Source organism: Agromyces allii (genome assembly GCF_009749385.1).
GTDB classification, from domain to species: Bacteria; Actinomycetota; Actinomycetes; order Actinomycetales; family Microbacteriaceae; genus Agromyces; species Agromyces allii.
The window spans coordinates 26,327-42,444 of record NZ_WBIN01000003.1; the positions used below are offsets into that span (position 1 = coordinate 26,327).

At 70.4% G+C, this 16,118-nt stretch carries 17 protein-coding genes; 6 read left to right on the plus strand and 11 right to left on the minus strand.

The window, feature by feature from the left end; all coding sequences use genetic code 11:
- Positions 1 to 14 precede the first annotated feature (14 nt).
- On the minus strand, positions 15 to 1,115 hold the full coding sequence (locus GQR16_RS04810; protein ID WP_157414031.1) for an AI-2E family transporter: 1,101 nt from the start codon (positions 1,113 to 1,115) through the stop codon (positions 15 to 17).
- A gap of 151 nt (positions 1,116 to 1,266) precedes the next feature.
- Between GQR16_RS04810 and GQR16_RS04815 the strand changes: the two genes are divergently transcribed.
- Positions 1,267 to 1,668 (plus strand): SHOCT domain-containing protein, encoded by a 402-nt coding sequence (locus GQR16_RS04815; RefSeq protein WP_157414032.1) that lies wholly within the window; start codon positions 1,267 to 1,269, stop codon positions 1,666 to 1,668.
- A gap of 75 nt (positions 1,669 to 1,743) precedes the next feature.
- Here GQR16_RS04815 and GQR16_RS04820 read toward each other — a convergent pair whose 3' ends face one another.
- The 5 genes from GQR16_RS04820 to GQR16_RS04840 all read right to left on the minus strand — a co-directional run bounded on the left by GQR16_RS04820 (position 1,744) and on the right by GQR16_RS04840 (position 5,511).
- A complete protein-coding gene (locus GQR16_RS04820) occupies positions 1,744 to 2,904 on the minus strand; it encodes a DUF998 domain-containing protein (RefSeq protein ID WP_246200524.1) in 1,161 nt (386 codons plus the stop codon).
- A 168-nt stretch (positions 2,905 to 3,072) separates the two neighbouring features.
- The gene (locus tag GQR16_RS04825) at positions 3,073 to 3,564 is read right to left on the minus strand and encodes a DUF2017 family protein (protein ID WP_157414033.1); all 492 of its coding nucleotides are present in this window, start codon (positions 3,562 to 3,564) and stop codon (positions 3,073 to 3,075) included.
- Entirely contained in the window at positions 3,561 to 3,851 is a 291-nt protein-coding gene (gene clpS / locus GQR16_RS04830) for an ATP-dependent Clp protease adapter ClpS (RefSeq protein ID WP_157414034.1), read from the minus strand. Before clpS ends, GQR16_RS04825 begins: the two co-directional genes overlap by 4 nt.
- A 55-nt stretch (positions 3,852 to 3,906) precedes the next feature.
- On the minus strand, positions 3,907 to 4,287 hold the full coding sequence (locus tag GQR16_RS04835; protein WP_157414035.1) for a nuclear transport factor 2 family protein: 381 nt from the start codon (positions 4,285 to 4,287) through the stop codon (positions 3,907 to 3,909).
- 81 nt (positions 4,288 to 4,368) lie between these two features.
- Positions 4,369 to 5,511: a class I SAM-dependent methyltransferase gene (locus GQR16_RS04840; protein ID WP_157414036.1), complete on the minus strand. Its 1,143-nt coding sequence runs from the start codon at positions 5,509 to 5,511 to the stop codon at positions 4,369 to 4,371.
- A gap of 68 nt (positions 5,512 to 5,579) precedes the next feature.
- Here GQR16_RS04840 and GQR16_RS04845 point away from each other — a divergent pair, with 68 nt between their 5' ends.
- The gene (locus tag GQR16_RS04845; RefSeq protein ID WP_246200526.1) at positions 5,580 to 6,290 is read left to right on the plus strand and encodes a hypothetical protein; all 711 of its coding nucleotides are present in this window, start codon (positions 5,580 to 5,582) and stop codon (positions 6,288 to 6,290) included.
- Positions 6,291 to 6,312: 22 nt separating this feature from the next.
- Here the strand turns inward: GQR16_RS04845 and GQR16_RS04850 are convergent, their stop codons facing one another.
- From GQR16_RS04850 to dnaK, 4 genes are all read right to left on the minus strand, one after another.
- Positions 6,313 to 6,735: a heat shock protein transcriptional repressor HspR gene (locus tag GQR16_RS04850; protein WP_281351371.1), complete on the minus strand. Its 423-nt coding sequence runs from the start codon at positions 6,733 to 6,735 to the stop codon at positions 6,313 to 6,315.
- Positions 6,736 to 6,742: 7 nt separating this feature from the next.
- Complete coding sequence (locus GQR16_RS04855; protein WP_157414037.1) at positions 6,743 to 7,744, minus strand: DnaJ C-terminal domain-containing protein; 1,002 nt, start codon at positions 7,742 to 7,744, stop codon at positions 6,743 to 6,745.
- 85 nt (positions 7,745 to 7,829) lie between these two features.
- A complete protein-coding gene (locus GQR16_RS04860; protein ID WP_157414038.1) occupies positions 7,830 to 8,414 on the minus strand; it encodes a nucleotide exchange factor GrpE in 585 nt (194 codons plus the stop codon).
- Positions 8,415 to 8,422: 8 nt separating this feature from the next.
- Positions 8,423 to 10,291, minus strand: coding sequence for a molecular chaperone DnaK (gene dnaK, locus GQR16_RS04865; RefSeq protein WP_157414039.1), 1,869 nt, complete (start codon positions 10,289 to 10,291; stop codon positions 8,423 to 8,425).
- A gap of 267 nt (positions 10,292 to 10,558) precedes the next feature.
- Between dnaK and GQR16_RS04870 the strand changes: the two genes are divergently transcribed.
- Positions 10,559 to 11,773, plus strand: a complete 1,215-nt coding sequence (locus tag GQR16_RS04870) for a GTP pyrophosphokinase (RefSeq protein ID WP_157414040.1) — start codon at positions 10,559 to 10,561, stop codon at positions 11,771 to 11,773.
- 158 nt (positions 11,774 to 11,931) lie between these two features.
- On the plus strand, positions 11,932 to 12,690 hold the full coding sequence (locus GQR16_RS04875) for a sulfite exporter TauE/SafE family protein (RefSeq protein ID WP_157414041.1): 759 nt from the start codon (positions 11,932 to 11,934) through the stop codon (positions 12,688 to 12,690).
- Between the two features lie 69 nt (positions 12,691 to 12,759).
- Here the strand turns inward: GQR16_RS04875 and GQR16_RS04880 are convergent, their stop codons facing one another.
- Positions 12,760 to 14,343: an MFS transporter gene (locus GQR16_RS04880; RefSeq protein WP_157414042.1), complete on the minus strand. Its 1,584-nt coding sequence runs from the start codon at positions 14,341 to 14,343 to the stop codon at positions 12,760 to 12,762.
- Positions 14,344 to 14,583: 240 nt separating this feature from the next.
- Between GQR16_RS04880 and GQR16_RS04885 the strand changes: the two genes are divergently transcribed.
- On the plus strand, positions 14,584 to 15,462 hold the full coding sequence (locus GQR16_RS04885) for a serine protein kinase RIO (RefSeq protein WP_246200527.1): 879 nt from the start codon (positions 14,584 to 14,586) through the stop codon (positions 15,460 to 15,462).
- An 85-nt stretch (positions 15,463 to 15,547) separates the two neighbouring features.
- Positions 15,548 to 16,099, plus strand: a complete 552-nt coding sequence (locus tag GQR16_RS04890; RefSeq protein WP_157414043.1) for a hypothetical protein — start codon at positions 15,548 to 15,550, stop codon at positions 16,097 to 16,099.
- The last annotated feature ends 19 nt before the right edge of the window (positions 16,100 to 16,118 follow it).

The window sequence follows — 16,118 nt, forward strand, 5'->3', positions numbered from 1 at the left end:
TTGTGAGCAGAACACTAGTCCCGGGTACCGGCCGTTGTCACCGCCTCGTCCGGTGTATCTCCCGAGAGTCGCCTGAGCGTCGCCGAGCGTTCATCGGGCTCGAGGAAGAGCGCACGCACGAGCAGCGTGAGCGGGATCGAGAGGATCGCGCCGATCGGCCCGATCACGAGGGTCCAGAACACGACCGACACGAACGAGAGCGTGAGGCTCAGCGACACCGCATCGCTCACGAACTTCGGCTGGATCAGCACCTGCAGGGTCACGTTCACGACGCAGTACACGAGCACCACGACGAGGGCGAGCGGCCACCCGCCGATCACGAGCGCGAGCACCGCGGGCGGGATGAGCCCGATCACGAAGCCGATGTTCGGGATGAAGTTCGTCACGAACGCGAGGATCGCCCAGACGAGCGGGATGGGGATGCCGAGGCCCCACAGCACGAGGCCGTCGATGATCGCCACGACGAGTCCGAAGCTCGCATTGACCACGTAGTAGCGCCGGACGCCCGAGAAGTAGCGGCCGCCGATCACGTCGCCGGCAGCCGTGCCGAAGACCGGGCGGGCCCGCGCGAAGCGCGCAGCATCCGCCGACATGAAGATCACGTACGCGAGCACGAAGAAGAACGCGGTCGCGAGGCCGAGCAGCGCGCTCGCGAGGCCGCCGGCGAAGCCGACGAGCTGCGCGGGGTCGAGCACCGTCGAGAGGCTCGCCGTGGCATCCGTCGTCACACCGGTCGACTCGACCATGGAGATCAGCGACGCCGCGGTCTGCTCGAGCTCGTCGAGGTAGTCGGGCAGGATCGCCACGAACTGGGCGGATGCCACGACGAGCAGCACTGCGAGGGCTGCGAGGATCGCCCAGGCCACCGCGACGACCGCACTCGTGGCCAGCCACTTCGGCCAGCCCCGACGCTCGAGCGGGAAGCGCACCGGGTGCGCGATGATCACCACGACGGCGGCGACCGCGATCGGCCCGAGCACCTCGCGCGCGAGCCACACCCCGCCCAACGCGATCACGGCGGCGGCGAGCACGATCACCCGCCGGTGCGCCAGCGTGAAGCCGGTCGACGCGATCCGGCGATCCTCGGGCACGTGCTCTACTGCGGCATCCGCCATCTCGGCCTCCCACGAGTCACCCTACGATCACCGACGCGCAACCCGCAGACCGCCGCGCGTTCTCTGGACGAGATCCTCGGAACGACGCTACATTCGGCTCAGGCGCTCGATCCCTGGGGGGCGCGGAAAACTCGAGAACGGAACAACGAATATGGATTTCTGGTCAAACTTCTGGAGCATCATCTGGTGGTTCCTGTGGGCCTTCGTCTTCATCGCCTACCTGATGATCCTCTTCTCGATCGTGGGCGACCTGTTCCGCGATCACAAGCTGAGCGGCTGGTGGAAGGCCATCTGGATCATCTTCCTGATCTTCGTCCCGTTCCTGACGGCACTGATCTACCTCATCGCGCGTGGCCAGGGCATGGCGGAGCGCTCGCAGCGTGACGCCCGCCAGGCGCAGGCGGCGGCCGACGACTACATCCGCCAGACGGCGGGCACCGCGGCGAGCCCGTCCGATGAGATCGCCAAGGCGAAGGGCCTGCTCGACTCGGGCGCCATCACGGCCGAGGAGTTCGCGCACCTGAAGTCGAAGGCGCTGTCGCAGAGCGCGTAAGCAGCACCGTTCGTCGTCAGACGGACGAAGAGGGGGCCGGATGCCACGCATCCGGCCCCCTCTTGGCGTTCGTCCCTAGTCGCGTGGTGCCGCGGCGGCGGGCACCGCCTGCGCACCGGCATCCGCCACCGGCTCGCCCGAAGCGCCCGCGGTGCGGAGGAACACGATGATCCAGCTGAAGATCAGGCAGGCCGCCACGAGCTCGACGGCCGTGAGGTTGTAGTACCCGATCGCGAAGAAGATCGCGACGACCGCGATCACGACGAGGTACGCGAAGCCGAGCAGCACGAACACGCGCGGGATCGTGCGGATCAGCCTCGGCAGCCGGATCACGATGATCGCGAAGCAGATCGCCATGCCCGTCGCGACCGAGTTGTGCACCCAGAAGAACTCGTCGACCTTGAAGATGCCGACGCACGCGAGGAAGATGCCGACGAGGATCAGCAGCAGGCGCACGGTGTCGCGTCCCTTGCGGTCGGCGGGGTCGGATGCCGGCAGGGCCGCGGTGGCGTAGCGCGCCACGATCGTGACGATCGCACCCGCGACGATGAGCGTGACGTTGAACGCCATGGCCGAGATGTCGTCGGTCATGCCGAGCGCCGAGAGGTTCTCCTCCCACCAGTGCTTGTCGCCCGCCGAGAGCATGCTCGCGAGCACGCCCACCACGAGGAACACGGCGAGCACCAGCGACAGCAGCATGGGCGTCATGCGCACCGACGACAGGAAGCTCACGTACGCCGACAGGGCGAGCGTGACCCCCGCGAGCGCCGCGGCGGGCAGCGGGAACACGACCGCGTCCTGGAAGCACAGCTCCAGCACCGTCGAGAGCGCGAGCCAGCCGAGCAGGGCGATGACGCCGTGCGCGATCGCCAGCGCGGCGATGTCGAACCAGTGCAGCCTCGCGTCGGGCACGTTGAGGCCCTCGCCGATCTCGTTCCGGAGCGCAGGATTCGGGGTTCGGTCCGCGACGTACCGGCCGAACACGAACGCGGCGATCGCCGCGACCGCGCCGCCGATGGCCGCGAACGCGCCGAGCGAGCCCCGACCCGCGATCGGGAGGTCCTGACCCCAGAAGAGGAACAGTCCGACCACCCCGCCGAGCACGAAGAACACGCTGCCGACGAGCAGGGCCGCGGACTCCAGCGACTCCACGTTCGCGCCGGGTGTCTTGAGGATCTGCCTGATCGGCACCGCTTCGCGCTTCGACCGCTGCTTCGTCGACGTTGCTCCCGACACGTGCTCTCCCACCCCTAGGCCCGTGCCATCCGAGTCGGCACGGCGATTCGGAGATCAGCATGACACCGCGCGCGCCGACGAGTCCACAGGCTCGACGTGCGGATGCGGCATCCGCCCGACTGCGTCGATGGTCTCGAGACGCTTCGCGCCTCGACCGGCGACCGCGGGTCAGGACGAGATCGGGTCGAGCACCTCGAGCATCGACCCCTGCACGAACCCCGCCCACTCGTAGGCCGCGCGCAGGTAGTCGTCGCGGGTCTCGTCGGACTCGGTGTCGCCCTCCTCGATGACGCCGACCCGCTCGGCGAGGATCAGCCGAAGATCGGTGAGGAAGGTGAGCCACCCCCACGCCTCGGACTCGTCGAGCTCGATCTGCACGACGCCCTCGCCCTCGTGGGAGGCGGTCGCGTCGCGCACGCGCTGGGCCGCCTGGCGCTTGCCGTCGACGAGGCTGTCGCGCGTGTACCGCTCGAACTCCTGCGAGGCGGCATGGTCTTCGGGGTACGCGTTCGGCAGCAGTCTCCCGAGCGCCGGGTCGTCGACCTCGCCGAGCAGCAGCACCGAGTCGACCTGGTCGGCGAGCTCGGACAGCAGCATCGCCTCTTCGGTCTCGAGCACGAGACGGACGCCCTCGCCGTCGCTGCGCCCGGCGACGATCACGGCTCGGCCCTCGACACGGTCGCCTGCAGGCCGTAGCCGTGCATGGCCTGCACGTGGCGTTCCATCGCCTCCCGGTTGCCGGTCGCGACGATCGCCCGCCCCTCGGTGTGCACGCAGAGCATGAGGCGCTCGGCCTCGTCGCGCGCGAAGCCGAAGTAGCTGCGGAACACGTAGCTCACGTACGTCATGAGGTTGACCGGGTCGTCCCACACGACGGTCTGCCACGGCACCTCGGCCGCGACACGCGTGGTGGTGTCGAGGTCGAGTTCTTCGAGCGTGGAGGTCACGCATCAAGACTGACACGACCGGGCGGATGACGCGAGTGGGCGTCGGTCGTGCGGCTCAGGTCGCGCTGCCCTCGTCGTCGGCGGCGCTCGCGGTCCGCGGCGTCATGAACCACTCGACGAACCGCTCCGCCCGGCCGTCGGGGGCGAAGTGCACCTCCCAGAGGTTCCAGTAGAACGCATGGCCCGGGTAGTCCACGTGCCCCTTGATCATGCCGAGGCGGTCGTCCTCGATCAGCACCTCGAGCTCGAAGACGGGCTCGGCGGGCTCGTCCTCGATCCACATCTCGACGATCGCGTCGATGCCGCGCACCGGGTCGGGGTCGTCGGGTCGGAACCAGTACTCGGCGTCGGCCGTGAAGAGCGCCCGCACGTCGTCGGGCGCCTTGGATCGCCATGCGCGGAGGTACCCGTCCAGCCATCGGCTCGCCTGCGTCATGCCCCGTGTCTACTCCACCGGCGGCGGCGCCGTCATGCGGTTGACAGCGGGCTCGGCCAAGTCCTGCTCGGAGCGCGGGCCTCAACCGGCGCGACGCGAGGCGGTGACCGTGAACTTCGGGTCGCGGGCGATCTGCCGCGTCGGGCCCACGATGCGCTCGAGCGCGGGCCGGTAGCGCAGGTGCGAGTTCCAGACGCACCACAGCTCGCCGCCCGGCGCGAGCACCCGGGCGGCATCGGCGAAGAGGTGCTCGGCTATGCCCGTGTGCAGTGCGGCGTCGGAGTGGAACGGCGGGTTCAGCACGATCAGCCGCTGGCTCGCCGCGGGCAGCAGCTCGAGCCCGTCAGCCTGCGTCACGGTCACGCGGTCGGCCACGCCGTTCGCCTCTGCGGTCGCGCGAGCGGATGCCGCCGCCGCCGCCGAGCGGTCGGTCGCCGTCACCACGAGCCCCGGCCGGGCGCGCGCCAGCCAGGCGGCCACCACGCCCGTGCCGCACGCGAGGTCGACGGCCGTCGCGGCATCCGGAACCGCATCGCCGTCGTCGAGCGCCGCGAGCAGCAGACGCGTGCCGATGTCGACCGAGGTGCCCGCGAACACGCCGCCGTGCGCGGCGACCACGAGATCGAGATCGGCGTCGCGCTGCAGCCGCGGCCACGTCGTCGGCCGGGGCGCGTGCACGACCCGCCGCTCGCTCGCGATCAGCACGCGGGACTTCTGCCGGGCATGCGACACGTCGACCCGGTCGAACCACGTCCCGAGCACCTCGTTCATCGCGAGCGTCATGTGCTTGAGGCGCCCGCCGGCGACGATGCGGACGTCGGATGCCGCGTGCTCGGCCACGAGCCCCGCGAGCTCGTCGAGCCGGTCGAGCGAGCGCGGCAGCCGCATGAGCACGACCCGCGCGCCCCCGAGGAGTTCGGGCGAGAGCGGGAGCGAGAGGGGCACGCGTTCACCCGCGAAGCCGAGCCGCACGGTGTTGCGCGCGAGCGCGCGCTCGCCCGTCGCGAGGTCCTGGTGCACCCGCACGCCGGACGCGCCGAGCGCCGTGGCGCCCAGTGCGAGCGCGCCGTAGGCGTCGTCGAGCACGACCACCTCGCCCGGCCCCGCCGCCGCGATCGCCTCGGCCGCCTCGTCGAGGATCAACCGGTCGGCCGCATCGGACGCCTCGAGCCCGTGGCCCTCGACATCGGGCTCGCGGCGCAGCAGTTCGAAGTCCAAGCTCACCCGCCAAGGCTACGCGGAGCGCCATCCTGAGTGCGGGACGCAGACTCGTTTGCTACTCTCGGGCCCGCATGGGGAACGCACAGTCGACTGGGGAACGATCGGCGGCGCGGCAGAACGCCGGGTCGCGCGTCAGGCGAACCCAGAGGCGCCGACCCCGCGGCATCCGCCCGCTCGCGACCTTCTCGGTCGTCGCCGTCATGGGCATCGTCGCGACGCTCTCGCTCGTGCCCGCAGCACCGGTCCCGACCGCGCTCGCGGGCGGCACCGACACCGTCGACGGCGCGCAGACCGTCGAGATCGCCGACGGCGTCGAGGCGCAGAAGGTCTCGCAGGAGTCGTACACCGCGGCCACCGGGCCCCAGACGCTCGTCGCGGGCGGCACCAACGTCGACTGGGCCAAGCTCGTGCTCATCGACGGAGACTGGCCCGTCACCGAAGAGAACATCACGTTCATGATGCGCTGGACCCGGCAGGAGAACGGCGCCGACAACTGGTGGAACCGCAACAACCCGCTGAACAACGGGCAGGGGTCCGGCGGCGGATCCGGTCTCGGCAGCTACGTCGACCTCGTCGAGGCGGCCTTCTACGCGGCGCAGAACATCAAGTCGGGTCGTTACCCCGCGGTCGACGCGGCGCTCCAGCGCGGCGATTCGGCGGATGCCACGGCGCAGGCCATCTGGGCCTCCCCGTGGGCGTCGAGTCACTACGGCTACGGCACGCACTGGAGCTCGCGACCCTACGAGGTCATCGAGGCGCCCGCGGAGGCCTGGGGCCGCTGAGTCGCTCGCCCGGCTCGACCCGTCAGCCGCGGTCGAGCGGACGCCAGACGACCATGGCCGTCTCGCGTCGAACACGCGTGCCCGCGCGGAGCGTGACCACCTCGCCCTGCGACCCGGCCGCGAACACGCGACGGCCCGGACGGTTCAGCATCTCGTCGGCGAGCATGGCCTCGAGCTCGCGCACACGGGCGCGCAGCGTGGTCACCTCGTCTTCGAGGCCGAGCACGCGGCGGATGCCCTCGAGGCTGACGCCCTCGCTCGAGAGCTGGGCGATCTCGCGCAGCTGCACGACGTTGCGCATCGAGTAGCGGCGCGATCCGCCGGTGGTGCGCGTCGGCGAGACGAGGCCGAGCCGGTCGTACTGCCGCAGGGTCTGCGGGTGCATGCCGGCCAGCTCCGCCGCCACCGAGATGACGAAGATGGGGCTGGACTCGTCGACGCTCACGGCCGGCTCAGCCCCTCGCCTTGGCGATCAGGTCGTCGCGCGGGTTCTCGGCGGGCAGTTCGGCCGCGAACTCCTCGAGCTTCTGCTGGGCGTCTTTCGAGAGGTGCGACGGCACGACGACCTGCACCACGGCGAGCAAGTCGCCCGTGGCCTTCTTCGTCTCGACGCCTCGGCCCTTGACCCGCAGCACGCGGCCGCTCGGGGTGCCGGGCGCGACGCGGAGCTTCACGGGGTCTCCGCCGAGGGTCGGCACCTGGATCGTGGCACCGAGCGCGGCCTCGGTGAACGTCACGGGAACGGTCACGCGCAGGTTCAGGCCGTCGCGCTCGAACACGGGGTGCTTGCGCACGGTCACCGTGAGCACGAGGTCGCCGGGCGCGCCGCCGTCGGGCGACGGCTGGCCCTTGCCCGCCACGCGGATCTTCTGGCCGTCGGCCACGCCCGCCGGGATGCGCACCGTGATGTTGCGGCCCTCGCCGGTCTGCAGGGTGATCTGGTCGCCCTTGGTGGCGGTGACGAAGTCGAGCGTGGTCGTCGCCGTGACGTCGCGACCCTTGGTGGGGCCGCCCGCCCCGCGGAACCCGCCGGTCGACTGCCCGAACCGGCCGTTGCCGAAGAGTCCGCCGAGCAGGTCGTCGTAGTCGCCGCCCTGCTGGTAGTACTGCTGGCGTCCGCCGCGGCCGGCGCCTGCACCGCCGCCGAACATGCCGCCGAAGACGTCGTCGAAGCCGCCGTTGCCGCCGCCCGCGCCGGGCGCGGTGAAGCGCGCGCCGGAGCCCATGGCTCGAACCGCGTCGTACTCCTTGCGCTGCTCGGGGTCGGAGAGCACCGAGTGCGCCTCGCTGATCTCCTTGAACTTCGCCTCGGCCGCGGCATCACCCGCGTTCGAATCGGGGTGGTACTTGCGCGCGAGCTTGCGGTACGTCTTCTTGAGGTCGGCTTCGCTCACGTCTTTCGAGACGCCGAGCACCTTGTAGAAGTCCTTGTCGAACCAGTCCTGGCTGGCCATCGACACCTCATCTCTCGAAGTCTGGTGGAAAGGGTACGCCGGTCGAGGAGCTGTGCGCTCCCCGACCGGCTCCCGGAACGGATGGTTACGCGGGCGTCTTCACGACGACCTTCGCAGCGCGGAGCTGCGTGCCGCCGAGCGTGTAGCCCGTCTCGACGACGTCGGCGACCGTGTCGACCTCGACGTCGGGCGAGGGCTGCTGGAAGATCGCCTCGTGCTTCTGCGGGTCGAACACGTCGCCCGGCTCGCCGAACTTGGCGAGCCCGAGGCGCTCGACCGACGCGCGCAGCTTCGCCGCGATCGTGGCGAACGCCGACTCGCCCTCGAGGTCTCCGTGCTTCTCGGCACGGTCGAGGTCGTCGAGCACCGGCAGCAGCACCGAGACGGTCGCGCCGATGGCGCGCTCCTTCTCGAGCTCGCGGTTGGCCTCTGTGCGCCGACGGTAGTTGGCGTACTCGGCCGTGACCCGCTTGAGGTCTGCCAGGTGCTCGTCGCTCGGGTCTTCGACCTCGGCGTTCGCCGCGTTCAGGATGTCTTCGACCGTGAGCTCGCGCTCGTCGGCCTCGACCCCGTCGATGAGCTCCTCGGGGGTGACGGATGCCTCGGCATCCGTCGCCCCGTCGGCGGCGTCGGGCTCGGGAACCTGGGGGTTCTCGTTCTCGTCAGCCATGCTCGGGCCTACTTCTTGTCGTCTTCGTCGTCGATGACCTCGGCGTCGACCACGTCTTCGTCGGACGCGTCGGCCTGCGGCTCGCCGTCGGCGGGAGCGCCACCGGCGGCCGAGGCATCCTGCGCCTGCGACTGCGCGTAGATCGCCTCGCCGAGCTTGCCCTGCGACTGCGACAGCTTCTCGAAGGCCGACTTCACGGCCTCGTCGTCGTCGCCCGCGAGGGCCGACTTCAGCGCGTCGACGTCGCCCTGCACCTCGGACTTGACGTCAGCGGGGAGCTTGTCGTCGTTGTCCTTGATGAGCTTCTCGGTCGAGTAGGCGAGCTGCTCGGCGGAGTTGCGGGTCTCGGCGAACTCGCGGCGCTTCTTGTCTTCGGCCGCGTGCTCTTCAGCCTCGCGCACCATGCGCTCGATGTCGTCCTTCGGGAGGCTCGAGCCGCCCGAGATCGTCATCGACTGCTCCTTGCCGGTGCCCTTGTCCTTGGCGGACACGTGCACGATGCCGTTGGCGTCGATGTCGAAGGTGACCTCGACCTGCGGGATGCCGCGGGGGGCCGGGGCGATGCCGGTCAGCTCGAAGGTGCCGAGCGGCTTGTTGTCGCGGGTGAACTCGCGCTCGCCCTGGAAGACCTGGATCGCGACCGACGGCTGGTTGTCGTCGGCGGTCGTGAAGGTCTCGCTGCGCTTGGTCGGGATGGCCGTGTTGCGCTCGATGAGCTTGGTCATGATGCCGCCCTTGGTCTCGATGCCGAGGCTCAGGGGGGTGACGTCGATGAGCAGGACGTCCTTGCGCTCGCCCTTCAGCACGCCGGCCTGGAGCGCGGCGCCGACGGCGACGACCTCATCGGGGTTGACGCCCTTGTTGGGCTCCTGGCCGGTCTCCTTCTTCACCAGTTCGGAGACGGCGGGCATGCGGGTCGAGCCGCCGACGAGCACGACGTGCGCGATGTCGGCGAGCTTGACGCCGGCCTCGCGGATGACGTCTTCGAAGGGCTTCTTCGTGCGGTCGAGCAGGTCGGAGGTCATGTTCTCGAACTGCGCGCGCGTGAGGGTCTCGTCGAGGTTGGCGGGGCCGTTCTCGGTGAGCGAGAGGTAGGGGAGCTGGATGCTCGTGCTCATCGAGGAGCTGAGCTCCTTCTTGGCCTGCTCGGCGGCCTCCTTGAGGCGCTGCTTGGCGATCTTGTCGTTCGAGACGTCGACGCCGGTCGACTCCTTGAAGCGCTTGATGAGCCACTCGACGATGCGCTGGTCCCAGTCGTCGCCGCCGAGGCGGTTGTCGCCCGCGGTCGAGCGCACCTGGATGGTCGAGAAGTCGTCGTCCTTGCCCACTTCGAGCAGCGAGACGTCGAACGTGCCGCCACCGAGGTCGAAGACGAGGATGAGCTCGTCCTCCTTGCCCTTGTCGAGGCCGTACGCGAGTGCGGCGGCGGTGGGCTCGTTGATGATGCGGAGCACGTTGAGGCCCGCGATCTCGCCGGCCTCCTTGGTGGCCTGGCGCTCGGCGTCGTTGAAGTACGCGGGAACGGTGATGACGGCGTCGGTGACCGTGTCGCCGAGGTACTGCTCCGCGTCGCGCTTCAGCTTCTGCAGGATGCGCGCCGAGATCTCCTGGGGGGTGTACTTCTTGCCGTCGATCTCGTCGGTCTTCCAGTCGGTGCCGACGTGGCGCTTGACCGACGCGATGGTGCGGTCGACGTTGGTGACGGCCTGGCGCTTCGCGGTCTCGCCGACGAGCACCTCGCCGTCCTTGGTGAAGGCGACCACCGAGGGGGTGGTGCGGAAGCCCTCGGCGTTCGCGATGACGGTGGGCTCGCCACCTTCGAGCACGGCGACGACCGAGTTGGTGGTTCCGAGGTCGATTCCTACTGCACGTGACATGTGTGTCTCTCCTTCTGCCTGGGGCGGTTCGCGGGCGGATGCCGCGAGCACCCGTCGGCTGTCGATTCGGCCTTCATGGCCGGCAACCGAAGTTCATTCTGCGGAACTTGAGTCCCGATGACTCAAGCCTTGCAGTGCTGTTTTGGCGTGTCAAGTCGAGGACTTCAAACTTGAGCACACTTGACTCAACTCACAGCGCGCATTCAGTATTCCGGCTCGTCCGCACGGTGCGGTGCGCGGCCCCGTCGCAGCCACTAGCCTGCCGTTGTGGACGCGCAGGAGCAGGAGGAGCGCCTCGTCGCCGCGGAGCTCGACCGGTACGACCGCGAACTGCGGCGGTACCGCAAACTGCGAAGCGGCCTCGAGGCCGACGTCGCGCGACGGCTCGAGGCCGCCGGGTTCAAGTACTTCCACGTCACCGCGCGCGTGAAGTCGCGCGAGTCCTTCGAGCGCAAGGTGCGCCGGGCACCCGACCGCGAGGTGCGCGACATCCTCGGCGTGCGGGTGGTCGCCAACTTCGAGGGCGACCTGCCCGGCATGGAGCAGGTCGTGCGCGAGGCGCTCATCGTCGACGACGACTCCTGGGTCGACAAGTCGGCGCTGCTCCCGCTCGACGCGTTCGGGTACCGCTCGGTGCAGTTCGTCGGACGGGTGCCGGGCGACCGCGTCGGCAGCGGCAGCGGCAGCGGCAGCGCCAGCAGCAGCGGCGAGGCGGCGAGCGGCGACGACCGCGCCGCCGGCTCGGAGGTCGAGGTCGAGGTCCAGCTGCGAACGGCGCTGTCCGACACGTGGTCGGAGCTCGAGCACGACTTCCGCTACAAGTCCGCGCGACGCCTGCCCCGCGAGGTCGACCGACTGTTCGCCATCTCGGCGGCACTGCTCGAGCAGGCCGACGACAACCTCGACCTCATCCGCCGACTGGTCGAGGAGGCGCGCACCGCGACGCCGGTGGTCGGCGACCGCGGCGGCGAGCGCGGGTACATCGGGCGGTTCATCCAGTACGACGGCGACTCCCGTTCGCTCGACCAGGTCGTCACGGCCGCGCTCGACGTGCCGTTCGGCACCGTGACCGGATCGGGGCGCGAGCTCCGCAGCGTCGTGCGCGCCGCCGGATGGCTGCACTACGACGCCCTCGCCGACGGCTTCGCCGAGTTCTCGGAGCACGGTCGCCGCCTCGCGATCGCGTGCGCCTCCACCACCAACGACATCCTGCTGACCGACGCGGAGCCGCAGCGGCCCGCCCGTTCGTTCCGCGGCATCGGGCTCTACTGGTCCGCACTGGCCGCGGCCCTCCTCGGCGGCGGGTCGCTCCGCGAGAGCCGAGTGCCCGGCGGGCGGCTCGCCGAGTACCGCACGGTGGCGACCTGGCTCGACGCGCATCCCGAGGCGTCCGCGCTCGGCGTGCGGAGCCGGTACCAGTCGCTGGCGGCTCCGTCCGGCACGCTCGACGACGCGGGCTACGGCCCGATCGCCCTCGACTGAACGGGCGCTCGGCCTGAGCGGTCGGACCGATCGGGGCGGTCGCACCGATCCGGGCGGTCGCACGACCGTGGCGACCGTCATCGAGGGTCGCACGCGGCATCCGGCCCGTCCGTCGACTGATTGAATCGACGGATGCCCCACGCCGAACCGTGCACCACGTGAACCCCCTCGAGTTCGTGCTGCTCATGGCCGGCGGGGTCGTCGCTGGGTCGATCAACGCGGTCGTCGGATCGGGCTCGCTCGTGACCTTCCCGCTGCTCATCGCGTTCGGCTACCCGCCCGTGCTCGCGAACGTCACGAACAACGTGGGCGTGCTGCCCGCCTCGCTCGCGGCGACCTACGCGAACCGGGCGCAGTTCCGCGGCGAGTGGCGGCGGCTCGGGTTCATCCTCTGCTTCTCGGCCGCAGGCGGCGTCGCCGGCGCCGTGCTGCTGCTGCAGCTGCCGAGCGAGGCGTTCGACGCGATCGTGCCGGCGCTCATCGTGCTCGCGCTCCTGCTCGTGGTGTTCGGCCCGTGGATCAAGCGGTGGACCACGCGCCTGCACGGCGGAGCCGAGCACCACGACCATCCGGTCGCCACGGTCGTCGTCGCGGGCCTCACCGCGGTCTACGGCGGCTACTTCGGTGCGGCTCAGGGGGTGCTGCTGCTCGCCCTGCTCTCGATCACGATGACCGGCGCGCTCTCGCGGGCGAACGCGTACAAGAACGCCATGGCCGCCGTCGCGAACCTCGCGGCAGCCGTCGTGTTCGTCGCGGCCACCGACGTCGCCTGGCCCGCTGCCGCGGCGATCGCGATCGGCTCGTTCATCGGCGGATCGCTCGGCGGACGCTACGGACGGCACATCCCGCAGACCGCCTACCGCGTCGTCATCGTCGTGGTCGGGCTCGCGGCGCTCGCGTACTTCGTGCTCACCTGAGCCTCGGACCCTCCGCGGTGGAGCGCGGAGCGCGGAACTGCGGAGCGCGGAACTGCGGAGCGGCGCAGCTCAGCCGAGCATCGACCCCTCGGCCGACGCGTTCGGCGCGGGGTCGGGCAGCCTCCGCATCCGGAACCCGTTCAGGATGCCGAGCACGCCCGCGAGGATCGGCACGAGCAACGCGACCTGCAGTGCGATGAAACGCGCGTCGGTGTTGATGCGCAGCACCTCGTCCTGCACCTCGGGCGTCTCGTCGGCGAGGAGCGCCTCGAGGCCGGTGTTCGTCATGATCTCGGCGTCCTCCTCGAGCACCGTCGAGACCTGCTGCTGCTGTTCGGTGCTGAGCACGGTGCTGGCCTCCGCGCTCGCGGTGAAGGTGTACGCGAGCGTCGCGAGCATGATCGCGCCCGCGAACGCGAGGCCGAACGACAGGCCGAACGACCCGGCGGCCGAGTTCACGCCGGCCGCCTCGCTCACCCGCTCGTCGGAGATCGGCGAGAGCGTGTAGTTGTTCAGCTGCGAGACGAGCAGCCCGAGCCCGCAGCCCGCGATGACGAGCGGCACCACGAGGAACCAGCCCGAGTCGGCGATGGGCACGATCGGCACGATCAGGCCCACGCCGACCACGACGAGCACGAAGCCCCAGAGGATGATGTTGGCCGGGCGTCGCTTGAGTCCGCGCCCGGCGAGGAGCGCCACGACGAACATGCTGAGCGACAGCGGCGCGATCGAGAGACCGGCCTGCAGCGCGTTGTACTCGAAGACCATCTGGAGGTAGATCGGCAGCACGATCATGGTGCCGCCGAGCGCGATCTGCTGGAGCAGCTGGCCGCTCGCACCCGCACGGAACGGCTTCGAGTCGAAGAGCGTCGGGTCGAGCAGCGTCGGCTTGCCGCGGCGTTTGCGGCTGCGCAGCCAGAACACGAGCAGGCCGAGCCCCAGCACGCCGATGCCGATGATGAGGCCGACGTAACCGCCGCCCTCCTGCCACACGAGGATGCCGGTCACGACACCGCCCATGCCGATGATCGAGAGCAGGGCGCCCACGAGGTCGATCGAACGTTCGCCGTGGTACGGCACGTCCTTCACGAGCCCGATGCCGATGAGCACGACGGCGATGATCGCCGCCTCGAGCGCGAAGCCGACCCGCCACGACAGGAACGTGGTGATGAAGCCGCCGAGGAGCGGTCCGACCGCCGCCGCGATCGCGGCGGACGCCCCGACGAGCGCGTAGACGCGCTTCTGGTGGTCGCCCTCGAAGTTGCCGTGGATGAGCGACTGCATCGCGGGCAGCAGCAGCGAGGCGCCGATGCCGCCGATGACGGCCCAGAAGACGATGATCGCCGTCAGGTCCTGCGCGAAGACCATCGCGAGCGCGCCGACCGCGTACGCGAGCAGGCCGAGGATGTAGGCGAGCTTGCGGCCGATGAGGTCGCCCGTCTTGCCGCCGATGAGGATGAACGCGGCCGAGACGAGCGCCTCGAGCGCGATCGCGCCCTGCACCCCGCTCACCGTCGTGTCGAGGTCGTGGACCACCGCCGAGATCGACACGTTCATGAGCGACGTGTCGACCACCAGCACGAACATCGCCATCGCGAGGAGCAACGCGAGACGGAAATTGAACGGCGCAGCGGCGCCCTGCCCACCACTCATACGCGCACTCAACCACACCCGCGCCCTCCTCCGATAGAGCCACCCCGGTGGACAGCCGCGCGCGGGGCGCGTATCGTGTCGCGAGCCGCACCACGCGGCATCCGCCTCACGGAGTGAAAGGAGCGAGTCATGACCGACGCCTTCGTCGCGCGTTTCGCAGACCCCCTTTCCTGCGAGGCCTCCAGCCTGTAGCCGTTCGGCCGGGCACCCGGTGGCCTCCATCTCATTCGGAGAACCACCGTGACCTTCCTCTCGTCTCTCGACGACACCGCTTCGACGACTTCCGCCGAGGCATCCGCCCTCTCCTCGCTCGCGTTCCAGACCACGGAACCCGGCGAGGGCCAACGCTGGTCGACCTGGCCGGCGACCACTCCCAGCGAGCGCGGCCCCATGCCCCGCCCCGACTGGCTCGTCACCTCCGCCGCGGCGATCGACACCGAACTCGGCGTCGTGAAGACCGGCAAGGAGGGCGACGTGTTCCTCATCGAGCGCGCGATCCCGGATGCCCCGCCCGAGGTCGCGGGCAACCGCGTCGTGCTCGCCGCCAAGCGCTACCGCTCGAACGAGCACTCCGACTTCCACCGCTCGACCATCTACACCGAAGGACGTGGGCTGCGCCGCACGCGCGACGTCCGCGCCGTCGCCAAGGGCACGTCGTTCGGCCGCTCGGTCGCGCGCGTGCAGTGGGCGAGCGCCGAGTTCGAGGCCCTGTGCCGGCTCGCCGAGCTCGGCGCGGCCGTGCCGTACCCGGTGCAGGTGGCCGGCACCGAAGTGCTCATGGAGTTCATCGGCGACGGACGGGTCGCCGCCCCGCGGCTCGCGCAGGTTCGGGCGACCCCCGACGAACTCCGGGACCTGTTCCACCAGGTCGTCGAGTTCATGCACGTGCTCGCCGCCAACGGCCTCGCGCACGGCGACCTCTCGCCGTACAACCTGCTCGTGCACCACGGGCGCGTCGTCGCGATCGACCTGCCTCAGATCGTCGACCTCGTGTCGAACCCGCAGGGGCTCGACCTGCTGCACCGCGACTGCGTCAACGTGTGCGACTGGTTCACGAGGCAGCGGCTCGAGTGCGACGCCGAGGCGCTGTTCGGCGAACTCGTCGCCGTGATCTGGTGACGATGATCTGGTGACGGATGCCGCGGCGCAGCGCCTCGGGGTTGGCCCCGAGGCGCCGCGCCGGGCGCACGGGTACGCTCCGCGCATGGAGACTCGACGGAACGGATACCTGCTCGCCCTCGCGCTCGTCGGCGCAGGCGCCCTGCTCACCGCCTGCACCAGCGGCTCGGCGCTCCCGAGCGACCCGCCGTCGAGCAGCAGCGCCCCGCCCGCGACGTCCGAGCCGAGCGCGGACGCGAGCCCGGATCCGGAGGCGAGCGGGACCGCGACGACGTGCGACACCGTGCTCACGCCTGCCGCGGCGGCGGACCTCGCCGCCGACGGCCTGGAGCCGGTCGAGGTGGCGCAGACCTCCTATCCTTTCGCCGACGAGCTCGCCGAGGCGGGTGCCCTCGTGTGCAAGTGGGGCAAGCCCTCGAGCGACGTCAGCATGCTCGTCGTGCAGCTCTCGGGCGTCGAGACCGACGACTGGACCGACGAGCTGACGGCAGCCGGCTACGTGGAGACGGGGGATCCGGTCGAGGGGGCATGGACCGGCCCGATCGACGGCGGAACCGGGCTGCCCTCGGTCGTGCTCGTCGAGGGCGACCGGCTCACGTTCGTCAGCGCCCCCGACTTCGTCGACGACCTCGCCTGAACGCTGTCGCCGCCGACGC

Coding starts and splice junctions, on each gene's coding strand:
- GQR16_RS04810 (WP_157414031.1), bottom strand. CDS start 1,115: ATGGCGGATGCCGCAGTAGAGCACGTGCCCGAGGATCGCCGGATCGCG.
- GQR16_RS04815 (WP_157414032.1), top strand. CDS start 1,267: ATGGATTTCTGGTCAAACTTCTGGAGCATCATCTGGTGGTTCCTGTGG.
- GQR16_RS04835 (WP_157414035.1), bottom strand. CDS start 4,287: ATGACGCAGGCGAGCCGATGGCTGGACGGGTACCTCCGCGCATGGCGA.
- GQR16_RS04845 (WP_246200526.1), top strand. CDS start 5,580: ATGGGGAACGCACAGTCGACTGGGGAACGATCGGCGGCGCGGCAGAAC.
- GQR16_RS04855 (WP_157414037.1), bottom strand. CDS start 7,744: ATGGCCAGCCAGGACTGGTTCGACAAGGACTTCTACAAGGTGCTCGGC.
- GQR16_RS04860 (WP_157414038.1), bottom strand. CDS start 8,414: ATGGCTGACGAGAACGAGAACCCCCAGGTTCCCGAGCCCGACGCCGCC.
- dnaK (WP_157414039.1), bottom strand. CDS start 10,291: ATGTCACGTGCAGTAGGAATCGACCTCGGAACCACCAACTCGGTCGTC.
- GQR16_RS04880 (WP_157414042.1), bottom strand. CDS start 14,343: ATGAGTGGTGGGCAGGGCGCCGCTGCGCCGTTCAATTTCCGTCTCGCG.
- GQR16_RS04890 (WP_157414043.1), top strand. CDS start 15,548: ATGGAGACTCGACGGAACGGATACCTGCTCGCCCTCGCGCTCGTCGGC.